Annotated in this window: 26 protein-coding genes; 13 read left to right on the plus strand and 13 right to left on the minus strand. The window is 64.9% G+C overall.

Features of this window, described 5'->3' with window-relative positions:
* Nucleotides 1–59: 59 nt before the first annotated feature.
* From ACWGKS_RS00115 to ACWGKS_RS00130, 4 genes are all read right to left on the minus strand, one after another.
* Nucleotides 60–677 (minus strand): hypothetical protein, encoded by a 618-nt coding sequence (locus tag ACWGKS_RS00115; RefSeq protein ID WP_358504208.1) that lies wholly within the window; start codon nt 675–677, stop codon nt 60–62.
* Nucleotides 674–1,546, minus strand: coding sequence for a hypothetical protein (locus tag ACWGKS_RS00120; RefSeq protein WP_358504205.1), 873 nt, complete (start codon nt 1,544–1,546; stop codon nt 674–676). Before ACWGKS_RS00120 ends, ACWGKS_RS00115 begins: the two co-directional genes overlap by 4 nt.
* Before the next feature lie 361 nt (nt 1,547–1,907).
* Nucleotides 1,908–3,002 (minus strand): pilus assembly protein TadG-related protein, encoded by a 1,095-nt coding sequence (locus ACWGKS_RS00125; protein WP_358504202.1) that lies wholly within the window; start codon nt 3,000–3,002, stop codon nt 1,908–1,910.
* Between the two features lie 322 nt (nt 3,003–3,324).
* A complete protein-coding gene (locus ACWGKS_RS00130; RefSeq protein WP_358504199.1) occupies nt 3,325–3,696 on the minus strand; it encodes a hypothetical protein in 372 nt (123 codons plus the stop codon).
* A gap of 386 nt (nt 3,697–4,082) precedes the next feature.
* Between ACWGKS_RS00130 and ACWGKS_RS00135 the strand changes: the two genes are divergently transcribed.
* Complete coding sequence (locus tag ACWGKS_RS00135; RefSeq protein WP_358504196.1) at nt 4,083–4,469, plus strand: hypothetical protein; 387 nt, start codon at nt 4,083–4,085, stop codon at nt 4,467–4,469.
* Nucleotides 4,470–4,572: 103 nt separating this feature from the next.
* Here the strand turns inward: ACWGKS_RS00135 and ACWGKS_RS00140 are convergent, their stop codons facing one another.
* Nucleotides 4,573–4,809 (minus strand): GntR family transcriptional regulator, encoded by a 237-nt coding sequence (locus ACWGKS_RS00140; RefSeq protein ID WP_358504194.1) that lies wholly within the window; start codon nt 4,807–4,809, stop codon nt 4,573–4,575.
* A 174-nt stretch (nt 4,810–4,983) separates the two neighbouring features.
* Between ACWGKS_RS00140 and ACWGKS_RS00145 the strand changes: the two genes are divergently transcribed.
* Together ACWGKS_RS00145 and ACWGKS_RS00150 are read left to right on the plus strand one after the other, a co-directional pair.
* On the plus strand, nt 4,984–5,184 hold the full coding sequence (locus ACWGKS_RS00145) for a hypothetical protein (protein WP_358504191.1): 201 nt from the start codon (nt 4,984–4,986) through the stop codon (nt 5,182–5,184).
* Nucleotides 5,181–5,570 (plus strand): hypothetical protein, encoded by a 390-nt coding sequence (locus ACWGKS_RS00150; RefSeq protein ID WP_358504189.1) that lies wholly within the window; start codon nt 5,181–5,183, stop codon nt 5,568–5,570. Before ACWGKS_RS00145 ends, ACWGKS_RS00150 begins: the two co-directional genes overlap by 4 nt.
* 89 nt (nt 5,571–5,659) lie before the next feature.
* Here ACWGKS_RS00150 and ACWGKS_RS00155 read toward each other — a convergent pair whose 3' ends face one another.
* The 5 genes from ACWGKS_RS00155 to ACWGKS_RS00175 form a co-directional block, all read right to left on the minus strand.
* The gene (locus ACWGKS_RS00155; RefSeq protein WP_358504186.1) at nt 5,660–8,200 is read right to left on the minus strand and encodes a glycosyltransferase family 4 protein; all 2,541 of its coding nucleotides are present in this window, start codon (nt 8,198–8,200) and stop codon (nt 5,660–5,662) included.
* Between the two features lie 1,435 nt (nt 8,201–9,635).
* Nucleotides 9,636–10,286, minus strand: coding sequence for an aggregation-promoting factor C-terminal-like domain-containing protein (locus ACWGKS_RS00160; protein ID WP_452521278.1), 651 nt, complete (start codon nt 10,284–10,286; stop codon nt 9,636–9,638).
* A gap of 58 nt (nt 10,287–10,344) precedes the next feature.
* The gene (locus tag ACWGKS_RS00165) at nt 10,345–10,872 is read right to left on the minus strand and encodes a hypothetical protein (protein WP_452521280.1); all 528 of its coding nucleotides are present in this window, start codon (nt 10,870–10,872) and stop codon (nt 10,345–10,347) included.
* An 8-nt stretch (nt 10,873–10,880) separates the two neighbouring features.
* A complete protein-coding gene (locus ACWGKS_RS00170) occupies nt 10,881–11,957 on the minus strand; it encodes an OmpA family protein (RefSeq protein ID WP_452521282.1) in 1,077 nt (358 codons plus the stop codon).
* Nucleotides 11,958–12,004: 47 nt separating this feature from the next.
* Complete coding sequence (locus ACWGKS_RS00175) at nt 12,005–12,217, minus strand: hypothetical protein (RefSeq protein ID WP_452521284.1); 213 nt, start codon at nt 12,215–12,217, stop codon at nt 12,005–12,007.
* Nucleotides 12,218–13,011: 794 nt separating this feature from the next.
* Here ACWGKS_RS00175 and ACWGKS_RS00180 point away from each other — a divergent pair.
* From ACWGKS_RS00180 to ACWGKS_RS00200, 5 genes are all read left to right on the plus strand, one after another.
* A complete protein-coding gene (locus tag ACWGKS_RS00180; RefSeq protein WP_452521286.1) occupies nt 13,012–14,205 on the plus strand; it encodes a hypothetical protein in 1,194 nt (397 codons plus the stop codon).
* 6 nt (nt 14,206–14,211) lie between these two features.
* Complete coding sequence (locus ACWGKS_RS00185; protein ID WP_452521288.1) at nt 14,212–14,697, plus strand: hypothetical protein; 486 nt, start codon at nt 14,212–14,214, stop codon at nt 14,695–14,697.
* Between the two features lie 197 nt (nt 14,698–14,894).
* Entirely contained in the window at nt 14,895–15,698 is an 804-nt protein-coding gene (locus ACWGKS_RS00190) for an FKBP-type peptidyl-prolyl cis-trans isomerase (RefSeq protein WP_452521289.1), read from the plus strand.
* A gap of 334 nt (nt 15,699–16,032) precedes the next feature.
* On the plus strand, nt 16,033–16,482 hold the full coding sequence (locus ACWGKS_RS00195) for a hypothetical protein (protein ID WP_452521291.1): 450 nt from the start codon (nt 16,033–16,035) through the stop codon (nt 16,480–16,482).
* A 33-nt stretch (nt 16,483–16,515) separates the two neighbouring features.
* Nucleotides 16,516–16,869 carry a hypothetical protein gene (locus tag ACWGKS_RS00200; protein WP_452521293.1) on the plus strand — a complete coding sequence of 118 codons (354 nt, stop codon included), beginning with the start codon at nt 16,516–16,518 and terminating at the stop codon, nt 16,867–16,869.
* A 58-nt stretch (nt 16,870–16,927) separates the two neighbouring features.
* Here the strand turns inward: ACWGKS_RS00200 and ACWGKS_RS00205 are convergent, their stop codons facing one another.
* Both ACWGKS_RS00205 and ACWGKS_RS00210 read right to left on the minus strand, forming a co-directional pair.
* On the minus strand, nt 16,928–17,284 hold the full coding sequence (locus ACWGKS_RS00205; RefSeq protein ID WP_452521295.1) for a hypothetical protein: 357 nt from the start codon (nt 17,282–17,284) through the stop codon (nt 16,928–16,930).
* Nucleotides 17,281–17,628 (minus strand): hypothetical protein, encoded by a 348-nt coding sequence (locus ACWGKS_RS00210; protein WP_452521297.1) that lies wholly within the window; start codon nt 17,626–17,628, stop codon nt 17,281–17,283. Before ACWGKS_RS00210 ends, ACWGKS_RS00205 begins: the two co-directional genes overlap by 4 nt.
* A gap of 81 nt (nt 17,629–17,709) precedes the next feature.
* Here ACWGKS_RS00210 and ACWGKS_RS00215 point away from each other — a divergent pair, with 81 nt between their 5' ends.
* From ACWGKS_RS00215 to ACWGKS_RS00235, 5 genes are all read left to right on the plus strand, one after another.
* Nucleotides 17,710–18,015 (plus strand): GntR family transcriptional regulator, encoded by a 306-nt coding sequence (locus ACWGKS_RS00215; protein WP_452521298.1) that lies wholly within the window; start codon nt 17,710–17,712, stop codon nt 18,013–18,015.
* A gap of 628 nt (nt 18,016–18,643) precedes the next feature.
* Entirely contained in the window at nt 18,644–18,868 is a 225-nt protein-coding gene (locus ACWGKS_RS00220; RefSeq protein ID WP_452521300.1) for a hypothetical protein, read from the plus strand.
* On the plus strand, nt 18,865–19,248 hold the full coding sequence (locus ACWGKS_RS00225; RefSeq protein ID WP_452521302.1) for a DUF6507 family protein: 384 nt from the start codon (nt 18,865–18,867) through the stop codon (nt 19,246–19,248). The genes ACWGKS_RS00220 and ACWGKS_RS00225 overlap by 4 nt, the downstream gene beginning before the upstream one ends.
* Before the next feature lie 67 nt (nt 19,249–19,315).
* Complete coding sequence (locus tag ACWGKS_RS00230) at nt 19,316–22,915, plus strand: hypothetical protein (RefSeq protein WP_452521304.1); 3,600 nt, start codon at nt 19,316–19,318, stop codon at nt 22,913–22,915.
* 176 nt (nt 22,916–23,091) lie between these two features.
* A complete protein-coding gene (locus tag ACWGKS_RS00235) occupies nt 23,092–23,799 on the plus strand; it encodes an immunity 49 family protein (RefSeq protein WP_452521306.1) in 708 nt (235 codons plus the stop codon).
* Between the two features lie 188 nt (nt 23,800–23,987).
* Here the strand turns inward: ACWGKS_RS00235 and ACWGKS_RS00240 are convergent, their stop codons facing one another.
* A complete protein-coding gene (locus ACWGKS_RS00240) occupies nt 23,988–25,052 on the minus strand; it encodes an LLM class flavin-dependent oxidoreductase (RefSeq protein ID WP_358504127.1) in 1,065 nt (354 codons plus the stop codon).
* Between the last annotated feature and the right edge of the window lie 106 nt (nt 25,053–25,158).

Below are 25,158 nucleotides of genomic sequence, written 5' to 3' on the forward strand. Positions count from 1 at the left end.
AACGCCTCGTTTCTGCGGTTCGAAGTGGGGGTGTACCGCCTACGGGGAGTACGACGCGGTCACTCACCGCTCCGTTCGAGCACGACCCGCACATAATCCCTTCCGACACCGACGAAACGGAGGGTGTACTGGATCTCAGGGGACTCCAGGTACCCCTGGAGGAAGCCGAAGGTCTCCGTTTCCGCCAGCGCCCGCAGCAGGCGTCGCGAGCCGTGTTCCCACACCAGCCGCACCGCCGTGCGCGCCGCCACGGTCGAGTCGAACCCGCCCCCGGCGAACAGGTCGTGGAGTTCCTCGGGGGTGAGTCGCAACAGCGTGGCCTCCAACAGGTCCGAGTCCAACAGCCCCAACAGGGCGAGCGCGCAGTCCACCCTCCCCACCGGGTCCGGGGTGGGCAGACAGCGCAGGACCGTCTCCGCGATCTCCACCGGGTCCGGGTCCCCGTCACCGAACGGTGTGCCTTCGTGGTCGGTCGTGGTCGATCCCGGGTCCAGGGCTCGCTCCGCGGCAGTTCCCCACGGTTCGGCCACCCGTGGTGCGATCACGGTGAGCGTGGCCGCGAGCGACGCGATGAGGGTCAGGAGCGCGGCGTACTCCACCACCCCCGCGCCCTGGTCCGGGTGTGGTGGGCGGTGGTCGTGTGCCTTCGCGTCCCGGTGGTGCGGACTCCGGTTCACGCGCCCACCTCCCCGACCGGCCGGGGCGGGCGGGTCTCCAACCGGCGAATGGCCCAGCGGATCCGCTCGCGTTCGGCCCGGGTCGGGTTCCAACCCCGCGCCAGCAGTGCGTCCCGCAGCCGACGCATCAACCGGGCCGGACGACGTTGCAGGTCGTGCACCCCGATCGACACCACCAGCCACCCCGCGTCCGCCATCGCCCGGTAGCGGACGCGGTCCCTGGCGCGCTCGTGCCGGGCCGAATGGTGGGCGGCGCTGTCGTACTCCACCGCCACCCGGTGCTCAGGCCACCCCAGGTCGGCGTGGAACAGCCCCTGCGCGGTCTCCACCGGACACTGGGTCCTGGGCCGGGGCAGACGCGATGCGCACACCATCACCCGGGTCCAACTCTCCGCCGGGGACCGACCGCCCGGATCGGAGAGGTACACCGCCCGCCGTAGCCGGGGCCGCGCACCGCGTGGGTGCCGCGACAGCGCCGCACCCAGCCCCTTCGGATCCACCAGTCCCAGGGCCAGGAACCGATCCAGCGCCGCCGTGGCGTCGTACAGGTTCTCGGCTCCGTGGGCCACGTCCAGCGCGGTGCGGGCCGGCGTGGTCAGCCGCACCCCTCTCAGCAGGGCCCGATCGGCCGGGGCGAGCAGCTCGCGATGGGGGATCACCGCGTGCCGCGACACCTTCTCCACCCCGGCCGGCACCGCCACGTGCAGCCGTGTCCGGGTCACCCTGGTGCCCCGTGGATACAGGTCCACGCCCCACAGGTAGGCGGCGGTGCGACCGAAGGCGAACGCGTCCCCCGACAGCTCCGCCAACACCGGCCGCAGGACGCCCGACAGCAGCTCGCGGTCGGGAGGTGGTGTGCCCAACGGCACGGAGGGCCACCCCGGGTGACGAGGCCGCGGCGGGGGAGGCGTGCTGTGAGGACGGGGGAAGAGCGGGATGCTTCCGTGAGGTACGACGTGTTCTCGCGTCATATCTCAAGGTTCGGCGGCCCGTGTCTTCGCGGCAAGCCCCGATCCCGAACCTGTGGATAACCGAGAACCCCCTGCTCAGAGGGGGTTCTCGGGTGTGGTTCCCAGGCCTAGTGCGGTGACCGAGAAGGTTCACCGGCTCGACCTGTCCCCGTGATCTTGCTACCAGAAGCAAGGAAAGCTCTTTCCTTGCTTCTGGTAGCAAGATCACGGGAGATGAGAACTCATGAGCCGACCCGGGCGAACGTTTCCGGCCACAGGACTAGCGGAAGGGTGGTGGCCCGGCGGACAGGTGGATGTGGTCCACGTGGTCCTGCGTCGGACTTCCCCGGTACCCGGCGGACCTCCTCACGCTCTCCCAGGGTCCCACCGCGTCCCGCGCCGGATTCCAGATGTGGTAATCGTAGATGATCCCCTTGACGTTCAGCTCCTGGTGGTTCTGGATGAGCCAGTCGATCACCTGGATGGCGGTGGCGTGCATGTCCGGCGTCGGCGTCGCGCCCAACTCGGCCATCATGTAGTCCACGGCCTCGCCGTACCCGTGGTCGCTGGTGGGCTCGTCACGGTAACCGCCCGCGGACAGGTAGAAGCCCGGGAACTGGTCGTTGAGCGCCTGGTGGGCGGCGCACATCTGCGGGTGCAGGCTACCGAGGTTCGCGCAGTCCACGATCGCGCCTCCACCGAACACCGAGTTCGGATCGAACTCGTACTGACCCTCCTGGTCGACCAGGTGTACGTCGAACAACCCCGAGGCCTGCTCCGAGTCGCCCACCGGCGAACCGTCACAGTTGATCCCGTCGTCGTCACGACCACAGTCCGCGTCGAGCTCGATGATCGCGATCGCCGCGGCGCTGCCGAAGGACGTCTCGCTCATGTCCTCCTCGCCCTCGCAGACGATGTCGTTCCAGTGCCGCGAGGCGTCCGGCTCCAGCTCCCGCTGGCAGAGCGCGCCACGTACCTCCACCCGGACGATGTTGCCGGAACGTCCCATCACGTTGTCGCTGGCCCGGATGTCGGTGAGCACCGCCCCGTTCTCCCGCGCGAAGTCCTCCGCCCGAGACTCGGCGATCTCCTCGTCGTAGCGGGGCATCGGATAGGAACCACCGGCGAGTTGGTCGGACGCGCTGTCCTGTAGGGCGCTCACCGCGGCCAGGGCGGCGGCGTCCGCCGCCGTCTGGGCCTGGGAACGCTGGTCGTTGGCGAACCCCACCCGCATGAACAGCACGGTGAGCGCCAACAGGGCGATGGTCATGCCGAACAACAGGAGGATGTTGGCCTGGCCGTCGTCGCGGCGTCCCTGGAGGTGCCGTCGACGCCGCGTTCGGGGTCGTTCGGGGCTGCGGAGGATACGTCGCATGCTGGTCCGGGGGTCGTTCCCGCGGGGGAGCGGGGCGGGGGCTCGGGCGGGGCCGCACGAGCCGAAGGCAACGAGCGGCACGGGGACGTAGGCGACCGAACACGAATCGCGCACACCCCCGCGCCGGGCAGCTTAACCCGGCCGGTTCCACCGGTACAGGGTCGACCGGGACATAGCGTCCGGTGCGGGGTCGTCACCGCAGGTGGTGGCGGTGCCGCGCGGAGTGGGGTGACCACAGGCGGCCAGTGACCGCCTCGGGAGACCACCCACGGCACTCACGTCACGCGGAGCCGCTCACGTGGTCTCGGTCGAGCGGACTCGGTCAAGGGGCCGGCGACCGATGGGTGGCGTCGTCGAGGATGTGCGCGATCTCCTGGGCGGCGGCCCGGGCGGTCTCGGTGTCGGTGGCCTCCGCGGCGGCCAGTTCGAGCCGGGCCAGCCGGGCCGCCCGCCGTGGGCAGTTGCGCAACTCCACGAACACACCCCACCGGCGTAGGAACATGCGCACCGGGATCGGATCGCCGGTACGCGAACACAGGTCGCGGACGTAGCGGTGCTGGATGTCGAAGGTCGACAGCGCGTCGGGGGACACCCGACGCACCGCGGCGCGCAGGGCCTTCCCGTCGGCCGGTGGCTCCACTACGGACGCCTCGGGGACCGTGGACGGTTCGGGGCACAGTGGCTCACAGGACATTCGACTCACCTCATCGCAGGTGGACCGGGGGACATGGGTAGAGCATGCGCTGTTCCCAGGGGTGGGACAAGCGAGATCGCGGAACCTGTGGAAAACTCCCCGCTCGGTCGTTGCGCCCGTAAAAGCGGTGGCTCGCCCGGTGGTGCTTTGAGTGGAATGCGCCGGAACCGCCGCGTACGAAGGCACCGGAACGAGCCTCGACACATAGGACCGAAACTCTCCGTGAACGGCCGTGCGCTGTCCGAAACCCCTTGTCGTGGGAAGTCGCGCTCGGCCGAATCTAGGGAAGCCGACCGCGGCGTATTCTGCTGGCCAGGCCATGGCCGCCCTCGGCCGTGGTCGAACGCACGGAGGGTCCAGCGGCCGTGAACCGTCCACCAGAACCCATGGAACAGCTCCCGACCACGCCCTACCCGCGTGCGGCCCTGGCCGCCTGCGCGGCGCCACCGGTGGCGGCCCTGTTGATCGGCCCATTGGCGCGGATCTTCGACGTCTTCGCGATCGAACTGCCCAACGGTGCCGTGTTGCCCATGGGGTACGTGGTGTTCCTGGTGGCCCTGTTCCCGCTTTTCATGCCACCCGACGTCCGCCACCTGGCCTCGCTGGTCTCCGCCGGACTGCTCGCACCATTGGCGGTGGTGTGGCTGCTGTGGTCCGCTCCGGTCGGGGTGTACCTGCTGCCGGTGGTGGGTCTGTCGTTGGCCGCCTGGGCCGTCGACCACCCCAGACTCCTCAGCCGCCCGCAACGCACGGTCGTCCCCGGCGACGGGTAGCGGCACCGGTCAGGGGTGGTCGTCCCCGCTCGTGGGGGTGGCGTCGGGGCGGGCGGCAACGAAGGTGCCGCGCCCGTGCACCGTCACGATGATTCCGCGCCCGTCAGGCTTCTTGGCGTTTGACGTAGGTGCCCTTGCCCTGGGACGTCACGACGAGGTCGCGTTCGATGAGGATCGCGTACGCCTCTCGTGCGGTGCGGCGGGAGACATCGAATCGGGCGCAGACCTCCGCTTCCGAGGGAAGCCGGGAATTAGGTCGGTAGGTACCGTCCTCGATCTGCGCGGCGATGATGTCGGCGATCTGCCGATACATCGGTTCGGGGCCTTCGAGTTCGTGCATAGTTCGACACTAAACGGGTCGGAACGGCCTGTAGCGGGACGTAACGAGACGTGACAAGTTGATACAAGTGCTTTATCGTTGGAAGACCGCGAAAGGCGGGACCCCGGCGACGTACCGCAAATACGTCCCGGGGCCGTGGCCGACCTGAACAGACAGGACGACATGAAGACCCTAATGGCAATCCTCGCCCTCCTCGTACGACTGTCCCGGCCCAGCCGTGGCTGGCACACCACCTACGACACCTACCTGGGCGCCCTGCGCACCGAATTCAGCGTCGGCCGCGCACGTCGCGTGCGCCGGGCCCGACGCGTACGTCGTTACGTCGAGTCACTCCCCACCCTCGGGGAGCCCACCCTCGGGGAAGCGGTCGCATGACAGCCCTCGACATCCTCACCCATGACGACAGCGCCCACACCGAGGAACTGGTTCGCCACCTCACCCACCTCCTGCGGCACCCCGGCGGTCCCGTGCACGCCCGAGCCGACCTCGACCGGGCGGACATGACCTTCTCCCGACTGGATCGGATGCTCAGGCAGGGTCGGTCACTGCCCAGCTCCTGGCACATCGACCCCTACGCCTCGGACACCGAACACTCCCGCATCACCGACCTGTACGACCAGGTGAGCGAGGAACTGCGCACGCTCGGAGACACGAACCTCTCCCGGCGGGCGTTGACCCGGGCGGGGGATCGGTGGGGCAGGCTCGACACCGCGCTCCGCTTCGGGGCGCCCCTGCCCGAACCCTGGTGGCCCTCGCCCTGACCCTGGAATCACCCTGGGCCACGCACGGGGCGCGGGTTCGACCACCCGCGCCCCGTCGACCGTGCTCCGACCACTCGCCCCCGGCCTCGTCAGCGGAACCGTCGATTCAGCCCATCCACCAAGTGCACGTCGGCGACGGTCAACAGCACGTCCCCCGAGTCCAACGGCGCCACCGTCGCCGACCGCACGTACACGCCGCGACTCCACGCGCGATTGGTGCTCGGGAAGATCGCGTTGGCACCCAACCGTCCCAACGCCCCAGGCGGCCCGGCCAACAACCGCAGCTGCCACTGCGCCCGCAGGTTCTTCGTCCCCAGGTGGTCGCCATGTCGCAGCAACGGCAACCGGCCCGCCAACCGCGCCTCCTCCTGGCCGGACGCCGCCGCCACCGCCTCCAACGGGAAACGCCGGCCCGCGTCGGTGCCGCGCACCACCTCCAGCGCGTACGACACCCCCTCGGGCAACGACGAACCCAGCAGCACCTCCAGGCGCAGATCCTCCCCACGTCGCCCACCCGGACGGACCCGGACCGACTCCACCGGAATCGTCGGCGCCAACGGAGACGTCTTCAACCCCAACCGGTCGTTGATCGTGTAGTACGGACGCACCTTGGTCCCGGGCCCATAGGTGGGTTTCACCGGCTGGGCGGCGTACTCGATGATCTTCTTGTAACCCACCACACCGGACAGGTGACGGCCCACGGTGCACTCGGTCCCGTCGGACAACACCAGCCGCAACTGCCACTTGTCGGAATCGCCGTGCCGCCCGCGTGCGACCGTTTCCGGGTCGATCACCGCCGTGAACTCGCCCCCGTGCGCGACCGCCGACGGAAACTCGTGGCGGGGCTGCGGGGAGCCGTGCAACCGCACCACCATGCGAGCCCGGGCGTCGGGCTGTGACCGGCCCAGCATCCGTCCCTGCACGGTGATGAGACCATCGGCGACCTCCACGTGTTCGACCTCGGCGTGGTGTCGCGAACTCCGCACCTGCAGGATCAACCGACCCTTCGGGGAACGCGCGGGGATCACCAGGGCCAGATCGCTCATGTGCGCGCTGGACAGCGGAAACCCGTGCTGGTGGATGGTCACGTCCCGCACCGGCGTCTCCTTCCCGACCTCCTGGTTCAGGGCGTCCACGGAGTCCAAGGCGTCCATGGCGTCCGTCCGCTCCGAGGAACCATCGACCCGGCTCACCTGCCAGGTCCCGGTGGTCAGGTCCAGTTCGGCGGCGTCCACCAGGACCCGGCCATCGGGCTCCGGGATCAGCTCCACCCGCCGTTTCTCCGTGGTGAGCACCACCGCGTCCGGCACCCGCGAGTCGAGCGGGTCTTGCACCTGCCCGGACTCCGTGCTCGGCCCGAAGTCCAACTCCGTCACCCCGTCCGGACCCACCTGGACCCGGCACGACGCCGGCATCTCCGCCCGCGGCATCGGCAGGTGCGGGACCGGGTTCGCGGGCATGCTCGCCCCGGCCAGCTCGTGGAAGAGCTCCTCGTGCCGGCGCACCACGTTCACCGGGTCGAAGCGTTCCGAATCGCTCAACGCCGCCGCCGACATGCGCCGCCGCAACCCGTCATCGCCCATCAGGTGCGCCAACCCCTCCGCGATGCCCGGGGCGGACTTGTTGGGGACGAGCAGGCCGTCCTCCTGGTGTCGGATGATCGACGCCGGCCCGTGCGGGCAGTCCGTGCTCACCACGGGCAGCCCCGAACGCATGGCCTCCACGATGGTCATCCCGAACGGCTCCTCACTGGAGGTGACCGCCGCGAACGCGCCCTGGGCCCACGCCTCCTCCACCCGAGGATGCGGACCCATCAGCCACACCCGATCCTGCAACCCCAGCTTGCCCACCAGTCTGCCGATCGCCCCGCGTCTGCTGCCGCGCCCGTAGATGCGCAGGGTCCAGTCCGGGAACTCGTCGCTGACCATGGAGAACGCCTGTACCAGCAGATCGTGGCGTTTGCTGGGGGCGAGCCGGCCCGCCGCGACGATCGTGCGGGTGTTGTGCCCGTTGACGGTGAACGGCGGCGCCGGCACCGAGTTGGGGATGGACAGCAGCCGCACACCCGGCAACGGCATCCGCTCGGAGTAGGTGCGCGCGTCGGCCTCGGTGACCGTGACGAAGGCGTCCAGGTGCGGATACTCCTCCGCCATGACCTGGCGCAGTTCGTCGGAGTGCTGCTCGTAGGTGAGGTGTTCCTGGCCGACCTTGACGATCCGATTGGGCGCCGCCCGAGCGATCACCACGTTCAACCCGGGGCGGGTGCCCACGACCACGTCGGCGTCGGTGGTGGCCAGGTACTCCTCCAACCGGTCGTCGGTGAGGCGGCTGTGCGTGGAGCCTCGGCCGTCCTCCGGAGGAAAGAGGATCGGTGGCAGACCGGCACGTTCCGAACCTTCGTACAGCGGACGCCCGCCGACCCCGGTGGCCTGGTCGTCCTTTTGCCGGATGTCGACCAGTGGGCGCAGGGTGACCTGGGCGGGGACGGGAAGGACGGGGTCCGCGCGGTGCCGGAACACCGAGACGATCTCCACCTCGTGCCGCGCCGACAGGGCCGCCGCCTGGTTGGCGACCGTACGCACGGTGCCGCCGATGCCGTACATGTCGTTGATCAGATAGGCGATCTTCATTGAGCCCCCATGCTCCGGCACCACCCTTCGCACGTCCACGAAGGCGACGCCCGTGTCTCCCTGCGCCCACACCGAGCCGCGCCTCCCAGGGGAGGTGGTGCGGGGGTGAGCGATCAGATTATGAGGAGGAATGGGGGCAAAAGTTCTGATCTGTCCACTACTGTCCGAAGATTTGCCGGTATCTGTGGGGGTTTTGCGGCGATTCCGAACAGCGGAAACCGGAGCGTGAAAGTGGGGGCCGACAGCGTGCCACGCGGGTGGGCGAGAGCCGGCGAGATCGTGGAGCGGGCGCACGACAAGGAGGACACGACACGCGGTCGTGCGCCCGACCACGGCACGGGAACCCGCAGAGATACCCGTGGTCTGAGAACCCGCTCCCCCGCCTTTGCAAGGGGTGCTCGAAGAGGCAGGGGAGCGGGGCGGAGGCGACACGGTGGATTCCGACTCGTCCGGTACGAGACCGGAACGGTTCCCGAACGACCCTCCGGGGTTCGGGAACCCCCAGGCCGCGGAACCGTACCTACCGGGTGGGGCCCGCCCCCCACACCGGCGCCGCCTCCTGGTCCGAGGTCACCCGCCGAGCGGGGACCGCGAGATCCGAACGCCCTCAGGGGGCGCCATGGCCGGCCGCGCGGGCTCGACGGTGAGCGGCCGTCGGCGCGCTCCGGTTTCGGCCTCGCCGGGAGTGAGGGGTGGGGGTGCATCACCGTGCGTCGGGGGGTTACGGACGGCGATCAAACTCAGGAGGGTCAACCGCTGGAGCGTTCGCGCCAGGGTGTCCGCGTGCCGGGGCCTTGGGCCTCGAACCACCCGTTTGGGCAGGGGCGAGACCGCGCCTGGGGAGGCTGGTGAGACGAGTGCGTCCGGTGCGGCGGAAGTGCCGGAGACCGCAGTGGTGGTGGGGGAGGCGCCGGGCGTTGAGGACATGTTGGGAGGTGTGCTGTCCAAGACGGTTCCTGACGAGTCGGGGGCTCGTTGTCGGACGGGCCGAGGGCGGATGCGGGGGCAACACCCGTGGGTCCGTCGGGACGCGGAGAAGTAGGCCACTTCCTTATCCACCGAGCAAACGTGTGGTGGAAGAGCCACCTCTCATGTTCCATGCTTGGCAACGCTGCGTTGCCTTCCATGGACACTCTGCCGGATGAGAGGGAAAAAGTCGTGGCCCGAAGGTGACTTTCCGTGGCCGAATCCGGCCACCATGGGGGACTTGCAGGTCGCAGAGGGTGAGTGACACCGATACGGCTGTGCTGCCCTTGGAGTCGGTGCGGCCAGTGCGGTGAAGGCCGATTCTGGGGCCGGTGCCGGTTCCGATGGCGGAGCCAGGGAACGGCGAAATGGGTCTCCGGGCCGACTCACGGATGGCTGGAGAGCCGCGTGTGAGCGAGCTCGGAGCGCGCGCCGCCGGGGCTGCTTCGGTGGGGGAGCTGCGGCGGCCTCAGTAGGACTTGGTGCTCTGCCAATACGACCAGGCCTGGCATGGGGTGCCGTAGGTGTTCTCGATGTAGCTCAGCCCCCAGTCGATCTGCACCGAGGCACTGTTCTGGAAGCCATCCGGCATGGCTCCGTGCACGGCCGGGTTGAATCCGACGATGCCGTGCGTGCCGTACTCCGGTTCGACGATGCTCGGGTCCCAGCCGGACATCTGGCTCCACATACTGTCCAGACAGGTCCACTCCTGGTCGGTCCAGCCATAGGCCGTGGCGGACTGCATGGCGATGTTCTGGTTGTCCGCGTGGTTGTTGTCGCCGCCACCACCCCACTCGTATTCCTCGGGGTCCTCGGGCCGGTCGTGATCCACCCAGGTCTCGTCACCGCATTCGGGCCCGCCGACCAGACAGACCATCTGGCGCACCCCGTTGTTGAAGGTGGAGCTGATCTCGCTCTGGTAGATGAGCGTGATGATCGCGGCGGCGAAGACGGTGACGACACCGATCTCTACGAAACCCGCCCCACGGTCACCGTTCTCCCGCTGGGCAGGACGGAACCAGCACAGGGCTTTGTTGAGCCGGCGGTTCACCCGGCCTGAGGGCCTGGGCGAAGAGTTCCGTCGTGAATCCCCGAGTTCGGGGCGGTGGGGAGTGGTCAACGCCGCCTCCAGCGGAATCCATGTGGGGGTGTGAGGGAGCAGGTGATCGGGTCAGAGGTCAGGAGATCGGGATGTCCTCGATCGGCTCGAAGCCAGGGATCTCCAGGGTGATGGCGTCCACGTCCTCAGGCACGGAGTACATAGACCAGTAGGCGACCTGTTCGCCTGGATCAATGATCGCCAGGAACTCGGTTGACGTATTCCCGGAACACAGGCATTCAGTAGTTGAATCCATGAGTGGATGGTGCCTGCTTGATCCATTTTCAGAAGTTGCAGTTACTCCCGAATAGTATGTTGGGTCGCTATAAGTGTAGGACTGCCCGTGGGGCCATCCAAAGTAAACTTCTGAACCGCCATTATTCTCTATGCTCCACGTGATGGAAACAAAGGTGCCAGCTTCTCCACGCTCGGCCGTATGGGCCTCTGCAATTAGTCCGTTGCTCATGTCTTCGTTGGACTCTGCACTCCCAAGAGAATCCAAATTCTCGGTCATTGGGAACTGAGAGGCGAGTGCTCCCGATGCAGTGCTGAAAGGAAGGAGGCATGATATGGCCAAGATGCTGGCTGCTCGCATCTTATTTTGCATGACGATCCTTACTTCTCGAACGTGACACTGACTCGCCGATTTCGCTCGCGACCTTCTTCAGTTTCGTTGTCAGCAATCGGATCGGAGGATCCGTGCCCCTCTACCTCGAATGTGATTCCAGAGCGTGTAACAAGATCGTTCAAAGCAGTCTCTACGCTCTCGGCTCGTTCCTCGGAAAGGGGGACGTTGATGCTATCGTCTCCGGTATTGTCCGCGTGCCCGTCAATGGAAACAACGGAAGCACTAGCATCATCGACTTCCTGTGCAACCTGTTCCAGGATCTCTTGAGCCTCGTTGTTCAGTTCGGATTTGTTGGTCTCAAATAGAACATCCGATGATAGAAGGATGCTTACTTCATCTGAGTCTTCGGTTCTGCCGGATTGGTCATTATCCAAGCTATCTGTGATAGTCGTTAGATTGAGTACCTGGGCTTCGCCCAGGTTACTGTACTCTTCAGAATCTGAACTGTTGCTGATGGGAATATCAATAAGTGGAGGGGTTATGGGGGTTGTGACCGTCATTGATCCTAGGTCGTCCGGTGGTTCCGGGAAGGCGACCCAAAGATCTGCGGACTCACCACTTGGAATTGCCCCGGTTAGTTCATTGCAGAAGCAAAGGCCGTTGTCAATGGTGTAGCTAAGGTACCGTTGCTGATTAACTTCATCGACTAAGCTTACTTGGCTTGCAGAGTGTGGTGAGTTAGAGTCTGAAAGACTGTAGCCTAGAATGTAAGGGTCGCTGGAGTTGTTGATGACACCGAGTCGTAGGCGAAGTAGGTTGTTTTCAAGTCTTTCAAGGGCGTAGATATCAATTTGAAGGTCTGCACCTTCGGTTGTTGAAGATGTGGTTGAGCTTGCCAGGATCTCATTTTCCCCAGAAGCTTCGGGGCTTTCCGTAGAGTTTGCCTCGGGATCCGCCCCGCTTCCAGTCTGTCCATCTTGAGAGTTTCCTGATGAATCCGTCACGCATCCAGATGTAAGAAACATAATTAGAATGGTGGGTAAAGTGAGCCATGGATAATACTTTTTAGTAATAGGAGAACCTCCGACAGGGTTCAACTTCTCCCCATTCCTCTGGTTGTCCAATTCTTATATCTTAGGGTCGGGTAATTTGGTGGGATTTCTTGATCTACTTATTCGACCATGAAGACTCGATCGATGGCCCCAGTGATGCCTTGAACGATGCGCTCGCCAATGCCGCTTCCGTAAAGGACAGCGGCCACGATGCCGACGAACACGATGATGGCCCCGTATTCGACGAAGCCGGCGCCCTTGTCCTTGTGCTCGGTGTCCTGCGGCATGACCATGGTGCTGGCCTTGGCCCAAAGCTTGTGAGTGAAGTTCATGGGGGTGACTCCTTACCGGGGTGGGGGCTATGTGGACTACCGCTACTGCGCGGCAATCCGCTGATGGTCCTGGGGCTTGGGTCCGCCGGCGCTTGTGGCGGGGGCTCTGTGACCCCTCATCACTCCACTATCGAATAGGAGGCGGTGCACTACGCCGGCCTCTGACCGGATGTGGCCAGGCCTGTTGACGTCACGCCCATTGCAGCGCAGCCAGCCTGAGATTTCTGGGGGTTTCCGTGAAATCCCAGGTGAATGCGGGTGCGCATTGAGTTCTGTGTTCACGTGGCCGCCGCTTCGTGTGACCGCTCGACTTCCCTCAGCTTCCATGATCGCACGCACTTCTCTGATACGTCACGAGTGGGTGTATTCACCCAGTTCAGAGCGTTGGCGTCCGACGTGGACGATCTTCACCGCTCATATTCTGGTACCTGGTTCCAACTAGTCGGTCGCTCATATCGCCGAGCAGGTCAGTGACTCCTTGTCCCCGCAGGTCACAACTTCACCGTGCGCATCAGCGGGTGGAAAACCACCTGGAGGCTTCGGTCTTCTCACCGTGGGACAGCTCTTCGGACCCGCCTCTGCCCTGGCCCCACCCTGGGTACCTGTCGCCATGACCGCCCCAACCGAACCGGTCCTGCGAGCCTGTCTGTGGTCGGTGGCCGGTTTTGGCCATCTATCGACGTTGCCGACCGTGGGGGGCCGGCTACTACTCTGATGTCCGCCCCGTCATTCCCCCTGCGAGCGGATGTCTTGTGTTGCGCCGTATTCATGACTCCGATCGTGGAGCATCCCTTGTGGAATACGCCGCAGTGATCGTGCTGGTGGCAGCGATCGCAGCGGCCTTCTTCCTCTCTGGACTGCCCCGAGTCATCAGTGATGGGATAGCCGATGCTGTAGGCGATGCTCTCGATGGTGGTGCGACCGCTTCGGGGGGTGACCCCGGCGAGGTCGACCCCGGCGACTCCGATCAGCCCCTTAACGGTGATGGTGCACCTGGCGGAGGGACTCCCGGAGGGGGAACCGAGGCGCTGCCTCTCCTCGACGGTTCCGAGGGCTACGAGGCACAGCCACTCCTTTACCAGCCAGAGGCAGGTAACGGGGTGACACCGACACACGGTTCGTACGACGCCGTGGTCGCGGAGGTCGGTGCCGAGGGTGGAAACCGTCGGGACGACGGGTACGAGACGGAACTCACCGAAGATGGCACAGGTGGAAGCGGGCCGGACGAGGACTTCGATGAGATCGGTTTGGGCCCTCCGGTCGAAGGTTCCTCAACCGGAGAGGAAATAGATCCGCTGGAGTGGGAGGCTCCCGATGGCCACAACGAACATGGGTCGGTGGAGGTCACGGAGGAGCACGAGGATTCACACCGCACCTGGGCGCAGATAGCCGCGATGGCGGGCGCAATCCGTCTGGACAACGCTTCCAAGAACATGACCCACTTCCTCGCGAACAGTGGGGAGCCTCTGGAGCAGGACGTTGACGATATGCTGAATTCTGTCGACAGGTTCAGCGCTGCCGCTGAAGTGCAACAGCAGGACCTCCTCGAAAGAGCGATCCGTCAGGCCGACGAGGAGGGCGGCAACGGTCCCTACACATTCCCTGTCAGGACTGATTGGTCAGTGCATGTGGGGGATAAAGAGGAAGACGGAATGGACTGGTACTACGGCTCGGGGAGTTGGAGCTACAGCCAGACCGGGGAGATCACCGTCACCCGTGAGGACGACGGGAGCTGGTCCTATGATATGGAGACCCAGGTTCATATGAGAGACCAGTACGATTGGCACGGGGATGACGACGGAGGGTTGGGGGTCACCATCCCCTTTTTGGGTCAAGTCAATGACGAGGAGCTGGCGGAGCTCACGCGAGCAGGACTGGCTCAGGAGTACACCATGTACGGTACTTCTGACTCGGTCACCCGCAGCGGTTCGTATGATTCGGACGAGGGGCCGCATGATGAGTCCTCAAGCGGCCCGGGGACCAGGTGAGCGCTGATGACACCACGAGCTACATTTCCTGCACTGGCCGTAATTCTTTCGGTGCTTCTGGCCGGTTGTTTCGGCGCTGAAGAGGAAGCCGATCGCGAGCCTGATTCTGACACCACGGCAGAAGCCGAGCCGAGTGACTTCGAATCGCTCTCCGGTGCTGATATCCCTGAGTCCGCCGAGTCCGTCGAGGTATTCTCTGTCGGTGACGTCGATTCGCTTCCCACGTACGTCGCCACCTTCACCCTGCCCGACGAAGAAGATGCCAGAGCCTTCTGTGAGAGCGGAAGCATTGGCAACTATCTTCCCGTATCCGGCGGTGAGTTGCTCGATGAACAGCACGAGCGCCACTTCATCGGGGAAGCGGAACTGGTCGATCCCCACAAATGCTCATCAGCCAAGCAGGGTGAGAACGTCGACCGCAGTGTCGTGTTCAGCTTTCCAGAAGCGGAGCGAGTTTCGGTGTGGGCCGTGACGGAAGAATTTGGGCGGTAGAGGTGACTTCCCCCCGCCCCCTCGCGTTCACCTGGCGAGGCGCACGAGGTTGGCGCCCGTGCGCCGGTGTCGCCGTGCTCCTGTTGGTCGCGTCGACCGCGTGCTCTTCTGACACCACGGCCACCTTCCCGGAAATCTCAGGGGATGTTGGAAGAACCCCTACCGTTGAATTCACCGGAGACCCCGATATCGACAGGGTGGAGACCCTCGTCGTCACCAGCGGGTCCGATGGCACGGTCGCCTCGAACGACCTGGTGGCATCGCACCAGGTGATCTATGAGTGGGGCTCGGACGGATACGTGCGCGAGACCTATTCCAGCTACGAGGACGACCCCCTGTTCATCTCCGTGACCGCCCTCGCCGAAGTGGCCCCCGAAGCGGCTGGGGCCTTCGAGGGTGAGGAAGTGGGAACGCGCATGGCCATGGTCTTTCCACCCTCTCATTCCGCGCTTTCTCCGGACCCCGAGGGCGAGGTGGAAGCCGATGAGGGTGACACGTCGACGCTGTTCGTCTACGACATCGTGGACCGTTACCAAGCCGGGGCGACCGTGGGCCAAGAGGAGAACCTGGCGATTTTCGACGGCGACGGTGAACTGCCGGACGTTCGTGTCTCGAAGGGGCGACAACCCCAGGTGAGCGTGCCGGACATCGAACCTCCCGATGAACTGATCACGACAAGCCTGATCGAGGGAGATGGGGAAACCGTCACCGCAGGGTCCACGGTGATCACCCAGTTCCACGCACAGACCTGGGATGACGACGAGGAGTTCGACTCCACCTGGGAGCATGGAGCCGTTCCCAAGAACTTCGCGCTGGAACCGACTTCGGTGATCGAGGGCTGGCTCGACGGATTGGAGGGCGTGCGGGCCGGCAGCCGCGTCATGCTGATCGTTCCACCTGAGTCGGGGTACGGGGCCAGCGGGAACGAAGCGGTGGACGTGGGCCCCGATGAGACGTTGGTCTACGTGATCGACATCGTCGACGTCATCCCATCCTCCTGATTCTCGCCAAAGGGCCTGATCACCATTCCACCCCGTGTGCACCACTCCCTGCGGCCGCTGCTCGGCTCTTATGGGTTCGTACTACTTGATCCCCTCGGCCTCCTCTCGTTCCAGCGCTACGCTCGCGACCGTTGGGAGCGGAGGCATGGGTGATCACCCTTCTGCTGAGTTCCTTCTGAGGGGCCGGTCCGTGCGGGCTTCGTACGAGGTACGGCACCGGGAGTTCGGAGGCAGCGAAGGCATCGAGCTCGTCATGGACGATGGTTCTTCGGTGCGGGGAGGAACCGATCAGGGAGCCGGGTGAGGGGCGATGACACCACGAGGTTTCGCTCCGGTGTCCACGGCGCTTTTGTCGGTGCTCCTGCTCGGTTGTTCGGCGGTCGAGGATTCCACTGAGCCCGAGCCCATGGCGGAAGCCGAGGTGAGCGACTTCGAGGAGCTCTCCGGGGCGGAGATCCCTGAATCTGCCGAGTCCGTCGAGGTCTTCGCCGTTGGTGATGTGGATTCTTGGGCGACGTATGTCGCCACCTTCACCCTGCCTGACGAAGAGGAGGCCGGAGCCTTCTGTAGGAGCGGAGACATCGGCAACCACCGCATCGTTTCCGCAGGAGATTTAGAGGACAAGGATCGTCAGAGACACTTCATCGGGGACACGGAATTGGTCGATCCTCGCCGGTGCACCTCGGTCAAGCAAGGCGAGAACGTCGACCGCAGTGCTGTGTTCAGCTTTCCCGAGGGGAAGCGGGTCTTGGTGTGGGCCGTCACGGAAGAAATCGGCTGGTAGACGTGTCCATGGATCGCGTGCATGGAGGAAGGCGTGTCCGAACTTTCCAGGTTGGCTGCGGTGCTGACGGACCCCAAGGGCTTCCGTGCTGACCAGGACCGGCAGGTCGCCGTCATGGAGTTCGTGGAGAAGCTGACCTTCGCCACCGTGGACGACATCTTGGAGATGCTTCGCACCGACTTCGAGAGTCGATGGGGGTTGCCGGTATGGGCACGCAACCTGGCCTACCGGCTGGCCTGCCTACAGCGGCCGGACGACCCGTACCTGCTCCGGATGGCCGCGTCGGACCTCTACCTCCACGGACCGGACTGGGACCGCCAGGCGGAGGAGCTGAACCGGCGCGCTGCCCGGCTGGAAGCCGAATCCGCGGACACTGGGCTGGGATGAAGCGGAACCACGAGGGCCCGGCCGGGGCGCCACTTCCGGCCGGGCGCTCGGGGTGTTGCTAGCCGCGTTCCCAGGGTTCGGGTAGCGGCGCGCCGCCGGCGATGGCGGTGCGCAACATCCCCCAGCGGTCTCGGGCGCGGCAGAGCGCCCGCCAACAGGCGGCGTCTCCGCCGGTTTCCCGGAGTGCTTCGGATAGTGCGTCGTAGTGCTCGGTCACCTCCATGCACTCCACGCCCCCACTACCGAGCCGGATACCCCAGGGTGCGGGCAGGGCGTCGCCGGAGCGAAGGAGTCGGTCGAGGCGTCCGAAGACCGCGTCGGCGGAGATCAGACGTGTGACCGGGTCCGCAGGGAGGTCGGACTCGTTGAGGAGGCGGGTGAGCCGGTCAGCGAGGGCATCGGTGGCGCGCATCATGCGGGCACCCCCTGGAGGAGAGCTCGCCGGGTCTCCCAAGCTCGGTAGGGGCCCCGGACGATCTCGACTCGCAGCGAAGCGTCCTCGATCGGCCGCCGAGGTGCCGGGATCGGAGGACCCGGAACCGAGGGAAGGGGCGGAGCGGGCGGCAGCGGTTCGGGACCGTGGGAGTGCGCGGCGGCGTGGTCGGCCGGGGCGAGCACGTAGCGGCGGACCCGGCGAGAGCGACGGCGGCGCATCTCGCCACCCAGTTCACGCAGATATCCGAAGGCGGTGGTGTGCGCCCCTCGCGTGGGCCGCGACAACCGAACCAGTAGGGATAGCAAGGCAGTAACGTATGACATGGCAAGCGCTCCAAGTTCGCTTGTCCGGGCCCGGGGTGTTGACAGCACCGCCGGGCCGCATGATGTTTAGGAACGATAATAGTGCAGTACAGCTATAGCACGCTAGGCGTTTCAGCATTGCTCGAAGTGGATGAGATTCTTAGCGTGCTCGACATGGATTGGAAAGAGGGGCTCTCTCGCTGGGTGCAGATCACTGATGAGCTGGAACGACGTATCGAAGCCGGTGAGTATGAGCCGGGTGATCGAGTCCCTTCAGTCCTCAGCATCATGCAGGAATTCCAGGTTGCCTCCGCGACGGCTCAGAAGTCTCTGGTGGGCTTGCGAGACAGAGGACTCATCAAGACCTACCCAGGTATGGGGTCGTATGTGAAACAACGTGGCTCTTGAGTGGCTCGAAGCCGAGGTGCGCAGCTTTGGGGCGGTGGGGGTGGCTGTCCCTATGCCGCCCTGCCCGCCAAGGTCACCTGGCTAGTGGTGACGTTGCCCCAGCGGGGAACGTTCGTCGCACCGACGTCGGATACCTGAATCCCGGCACCTGCCCTTTGCCCTGTCCCTGAGCCGTGACGATCTTGCTCGTAGCGCCATGTTCGGCGCCCAACATGGCGCTACGAGCAAGATCGTCACGGTGAAGGCGGCCAGTGTCGGCCACTGTCACTCCCTCGTAGTGGCCTTCGTCACCCCACTCCCTCGTCCCCTCGGGGCTCCTCTGCCGCCCACGTGTCGTGACCTGGAGTGTTGGGGCGGATCCAGTTTTTGCCCTGAGCCACCCAGCGCCACCCCACGCCACACCAGGGCTCCCCAAGCGTGCGTCGACGCGGAAAAATCACCAGAATCGCAACCACACCGACGATTCAGGCAACCAATCTGACAACAGGCGCATATCGACCCTTGGGAAGGCAGGCCCGTGAGGTTCGCGTTCGTCTATGACGAAACGGGGAGCACACATCCGACCGGGGACACACCCCCACCCCCGGAACAAGAGGAACAACGATCGGACCGGCCGCCGCACCCCGCTGTGCGCATCGCCGTAGCCGCCGAACGGGTGCGCACCCGAGGCGCCACCGACTTCCATCGGACCCTGGCATGTCTGGACCGGATGTGGCACACCATCTCGGTCCACGACTCCACATCGCCCAACGCTTCCGGGCAGGCGATCGACTGGGCGAGCGATGAGGTCGACTCCGACGAGATGTTCCGTCCCCAGGCGTTCCGCGCTCCGACCGAGGGAAGCCGACCGTGAGTGAGTGGTCCATCGACCCCGTCCAGGTCGGCGCGGTGCTCTCCGAAACCGCCGAACATCTGGGTGAGGAGGGTGGCGGCTCCGGGCTCATGGGACACATGAGCCAGCTGGAAACACGGATCACCGCGGTCAACTCCCACATCAACAGCGCCCCCATCGGGATCGCGATCGGTGAGTTCGCCGAGCACAACTTCGCCATGTTGGGCGACATGCTCTCGCTGACCGCCTCAGGTCTGCAAGGCGCGGGTGAGGCCACCACCGCCTATGTCGAGGGTGATCAGGACATGGCCGCCGAAGCCCAGGCCCAGGCCGGCGATATCCCCGACCCCAACGCTCCGTCCGGACCTGTGGACGGTCCCGGCGCGGGCCGACCCGTCTGACCCACTGACCCCCTGATTCCTGGTTCCTCTGTTCCCCCTTCCCCCTGTCTTGTTTTTGGAGTTCGTTGTGCCGATCGCGGACCCGGGTGCGGGTGCGGCCACTCCCGCACCCCCTCTGAGCGTCAAGGAGCAGGAAGACAGTCTCAAGGACGGCGATGGCATCATCAGCCCGTTGACCTTCCCCGACCCGCCGGTGTCGGTGGGTTATGTCGAAGCGATGGCCTCGGGGTTGCGTGAGTTGGGCACCTCGATCGCCGACACCGGTAACGACATCACCGGGTCTTGGGCCGGGTTGAGTGCTCACTACTCCGCTCCGGAGGCCGAGACCCTGTTCTCGGTGCTGGACCCGGTGGCCACCGACGGCGACACCGTGGGTGAGGAGTTGGACCGGGTGGCCCGGGCGTTGGAGAACTTTGCCGAGGATGTCGCCGACATCAAGACCCGCTGGTCCAACCTGCGGGTGGAGGCCTATGACCTGCGCTCGCGTATCGCCGCCGAGGGCGATGACTGGGACAAGGGTGGTGGGTTCCTCGGGTTCGGTGATGCCCCGTTGAAGGAGGAGAACGACGCCCTGGTCGAGCAGGGCCGCACGATCATCACCGATTACACCGAGGTGGAGAACACCTGCGCCAACGCCATCAACGCCGGGATTTCCGGTCGTACCAACTTCGAGAAGCAGCCCGAGGGTGACGCCGAGCTCGACCCGAACGTGTTCTACCACGGGTTCGATCAGGACCTGTCGGAGTTGGCCGAGGCGTGGGGGCATGAGAGTGCCCAGACCGACCACGGGTGGTGGGTCGATGTCAGCCATGCGGTGTGGGACTTCGGTGTGGACGCGGTGCAGGGTGTGGGCGCGATGGTGGGCGCGCACTCTTCCGAGGGCTGGTTCCAGGCCTCGTGGGGGGACGCGCTCAAGGAGTACCACTGGGACAACCTGACCTCGGCGGCCTCGTTGGTGGGAATGTACGACGCCGAGTCCGACTCGTTGGGGTGGAACGGCGGGGAGGGCGTTGGTGAGGCGTGGAAGGACCTGGCGCACTCGGTGGTGCCGTGGGAGGAGTGGGGGGATCGGCCCGGTTATGTGATCGGGACGGCGGCGTTGAACGTCATCGGCCTGGTGGGTGGTGCGGCGTTGACGGCCACGGGTGTGGGTGCGGTGGTGGGTGTGCCGTTGATGGCCTGGCGTGGGATGTCCATCGTGGACGGGATGGGCGGCTCGGGTCGCGGCGGTGCCGGTGGGGTGGATATCGATCTGCCCGATGTGTCCCATGTGCCGCAGTTCGGTGGTTCGGGGTCGCCGCTGATCAACCTGGCCGGCAGGGCGCTGGACGCCACCGGGTTCGGCCCGAGCCAGTTGGCCGATTTCAAGGCCATGGTCAACCGCTTGATGCCGTCCGGGCATAGCGGGGTTGAGCCGGCCGGTTCCGCCTCGACGCAGACGGCCGGGGAAGCCGCCGGTGGTGGTCGTGGTTCGGCGCAGACCGTTGGGGAGGCCGACCCCCGTTCGATCCGGCGTCCGGTACAGGTCTCCGCTACTGCTGACTCGGGCGGGAGTAGTACGGCTGCGGCGGGTGATGCGACGGTCTTCATTGAGCACGGCGCAGGGGAAGCGGATGGTGGCCGCTCCGCTGGTGCTCGGCCCGTGCAGGCGACCGCGGAGGTCGAACAGCGCCCGACCCAGCGTCCGGCGCAGGACCCCACAGTGGGCGATGCGTTGGTCGGTGACGACATTCTCAACCACCCCGACCTCGCCGAGATCGACAACAAGACCAAGTCCGACCCCGCAGCCCAAAGGGACCTGGCCACAGTGGACCGGGACCGCGCAAGCTCCCGACCCGAGATTCCTTTCTCACCGGAGGTGCGGGAGGCTTCCGGGGCTTCATCGCAGTCCACGGACGACTCCCTCAGCAGGGTCGAAGACAACGATCAGAACCGCGACCCGAACGCGGGCAAGGCCCTGGCGACAGTGGGTGCTGGTCACTCGCCGGACACCCTGAGGGCGTCCGCGTCCAGGAACCCCCCGATCTTCCCGGAACCGATGTGGCTCGCCGGCAGTAACGAGTTCGGAGGCGGTCGGCCCTTCGGTAACGAGATCGCCGAGGGATCTGGGAACCGCAACACCGACATGCACGACAACAACCCTGTCGCCCGTAACCAAGACGGGGGATCCCTCAACTCGGCCAAACCCGATCTGGGCACCTCGGGCCATCGTGACCCGATCAGCTCTAGAGAATATGGAAGCACCCAGCGGGACGGCGGGGATTCGACCACAGGTCGAAGAGGTGACGGTCCGGTACCTCCTGGCGGACGTAGAGACGGCATCGACCCTGATCTTGAACCCCGCAAGGATGCCTCTGAACGGGACACCGGCCCTCGGCGCACAGATCAGGACGGGGGCTCGCCCAAGGGTTCTCCGAATGAGGGAGGCGACACCCGGGTGCCGGGTCCCCATCCGACCGTGGACTCTCGGGACAATGACAAGGATGGGACGGGCCCCTCTACATCCGATAAGGACTCGACGGACAATAAGGACAGTAAGCCTGTCTCTGTCCCCAAGGACAGGTTCGACGCACAGGACAAGGCTTACGACCTTCTCCGGGACATGGACTTGGGAACCGGGAGAGAGTTCCGGAACAACCTCGTCGACCTTGTCAACAGTAAAAAGTACGGACCGCTCCTGGAAAGAGCATTCTATCTCTCCAACGGTCATCGCTATAGAACCGACATTGAGATCAACGGGGAAGCCATCCCCACCCTTGTTCGGGCGGGGGATAAAGGCCCCTGGCTCTCTCGTGATGACCTGCTCCCTCCCAAGCCGCCGGACTATCTTTTCGGAACGGCAACCGGGACAAGGGCTGGCCTCGGGGCCGCTGTTCTTCGAAAGTTGGATATAGCCGCAGCGATGCGCAAGGCGTCCTTGATCGCCCACAATCCCTTGGATAAGCGAGTCCAGGCTCTCAAGGAAAAGCTTAAAAATGATAAGTCGAAAATGACCGAGGGGCAAATCGAAAAGCACCAGAAAAAAATCGAAGTCGCCCGTGCCATTCGCTCTCCGATGGCCGCGATGAAAACGAGGCTCACTGAAAGCTTCGGAGAGAAGGCCGCGCATAGAGGTGTGCTGGACAACTTCACGGGAAAGAATGTCACCCTTGAGGAGGTGAAAAGAGATAAGTACGGAAGGATCGTCAAAGACGAAAACGGTAAACCGATCGTAGAAAGTCGGGAAGTCCGGCTTCCGAAGCTCGCTGAAAGTACTGAAGCAAATCCGAACCCGATCCCGGCCAGTGAAAGCGCGCCGAAGAGTGGGAACAGTCAGTTCGATCAGATCTGGCGCACTGACCTCGGTGATGGGAAGATCGGGTACGTCATCGTCGAGGCGAAGAGCAGCCAGGACACACCACTGGGCAAGCGTCTGCTCAAGCCTGTTGATGGTAAGGGTGAGCCCAAGTGGGTATCCCAGGGTAGTCGCGAGTACTTTGATGAGATTCTAAGACTTATGCAAAGCAGGGGCGGGGAGGAAGCGACGCTTGCTCAAGAAATTATCGACAAGCTTGTATTGGAGCCAGATTCTATCCACTATGTGGAAGGCAGGGGTAATCCAGGTGAAACTGGAGACTATCAAGGGAATTCTATGAGGTTTTATGATATTGAAAAGAGGCGGAAATGACCTATTTTATCCCTGCGCATGACCTTAGGCACCGTGAAGAGTCTGACTTGATGGAGAGGATGCGTGGTAATCGAGACAAATATCCGCCAGTCCTAGAAGAGTACCCTGGCAGGATTGATGTCATGGTCGGGTCTTTTCACGTCGCCACTACTTATAAAACTTTGGCGGATCCTGAGGTGGCTGAGTTGGACACCTGGGAGGCGTGGGTGATCGATATGCAGATGCACTACGCACTGTTTAAGATCATGACCTCTCCTGAGGGTGAGCCTTTGGAGTTGATGATCCACCATAAAGTGCGGAAAACGAAGGGGTTCGGGCCGGACTACTCGGCCAACGCGGGTAACTGGACCACCGCGTTCTTCCTGGCCGTGATCTGTCGTGAGCAGGAGCGATACCGGGAGCTCTGTGAGATCTCGGTGGAGACGCTTCGTGAGTACGGGGAGTCGGAGGGCACCCGCTACAACCCCTACGTCTACTACTGGATCGCCGCTCTTCAAGACTTTGTTCTGGGCAGACCGGATCTGGGTGAGAACCTGCTCAAGGCGATGGAGCTGTCCGCGCCTGAGCAGTCCGAGATCGGTACCGCGGAGAGCCTCGACAAGCTGATCTTCCCCCAGCTGAACGCCTTCCGGTACCTGGTGGAGCGGGACAGTGACCGGTTCAACGAGGCGCTGGCCGAGGGGTTGGTGTCGCATGCCGAGTTCTGGACGACCGAGGACCGCGTCAACGAGATCGATGGGGTCTTCCACCTGGGTCTCCTCGCCCTCGCGTGCCTGGCCTATGACACCGCGGAGGTGGATCCTGACTTCAGCCTCGAAGTCGAATCCGGGTATCTGCCCAAGCATCTCGTGCGCAGGTCCTGGTACGGCGAGTTCCCCACGTGAGCGGCCTCTGCGTGATCGACCTCTGTTCGTGCGGAAGCCTGCCCGCCCCAAGCCTTGGACATAAGCGTGGGGCGAGGCCCTCGCGACCTCGCCCCACGCCCCGGTGGCCGGGGGAGACGGTCCGGGTCCTGCCTGACCCGGTTCCGCCACCCTTGACCCAGTTCCCCCGACCAGGGTCTTGTGTCCCGTCAGCCCTCTTTGACCGCCCCCAGGCCGTACAGGTCGGCGAGCGCCTCATAGGAGTACATGCGGGCCTTCTTATCGAAGATCATCGACGAGACCATCAGCTCGTCCACACCGGTGTCGGCGACGAACTGGTCGATCTTGGCCTTGACGGTCTCGGGCGAACCAACGAACGAGTAGCGCAGCATCGACTCCAGCTGCTGCTTCTCCCCGGGCCGCCACATGGTGTCCAACGACGTGGGGTCGATGGGCGGCGGCAGGAGCCCGCGGGCGTTGCGCAGGGTGCCCAGGAACGACTGCTGCATGGACGTGAACAGCCTCCGCGCCTCGTCGTCGGTGGGGGCGATGAACACGTTGACCCCCGCCATGACGTAGGGCCGCGTCGACTGCTCGGAGGGCGCGAAGTTCTCCCGGTAGGAGGCCAGGGCCTCGTACAGCGCCTGCGGTGCGAAGTGTGAGGCGAACGCGTACGGCAGCCCCAGGTGGGCGGCCAACTGGGCGCCGAACAGGCTCGACCCGAGGATCCACAGCGGCACGCGAAGCCCCTCGCCGGGCACGGCGCGCACCGGCTGGCCGGGGGCGGCCGGCTCGAAGAAGGCCTGCAACTCCTGGACGTCCTGCGGGAACGTGGAGGAGGCGGAGTGATCGCGGCGCAGCGCACGCATGGTGCGCGGGTCGGTGCCGGGCGCGCGGCCCAGCCCCAGGTCGACGCGGCCGGGGTAGAGAGAGGCCAGGGTGCCGAACTGTTCGGCGATCACCAGGGGCGAGTGGTTGGGGAGCATGACGCCCCCCGAACCCACGCGGATGGTGGAGGTGCCCTCGGCGATGAAGCCCAGGGCGACGGAGGTGGCGGCGCTGGCGATGGCGCGCATGTTGTGGTGCTCGGACAGCCAGAATCGGGTGTAGCCCCAGCTCTCCAGGTTCTGGGCGAGTTCGCGGGCGTCACGGAGGGCCTGACCGGGCTCGGAACCCTCGACGATGCTCGCGTGGTCCAGGACGGACAGCGCGAGCCCACCCCCGGGTACGGGCGATCCGGGAAGGTTCACTCTGGCGCTCTCGGCTTCGGTCATCTCAGTTACCCCCACTGACCTCGAATGTTCGATGATCGACGATCATCGAACATTGACGGTACACTCGCGCCTGAACGCATACCAAATCCGAACGGGTGAGTGGAGG

This window comes from Nocardiopsis sp. NPDC055879 (genome assembly GCF_053615935.1).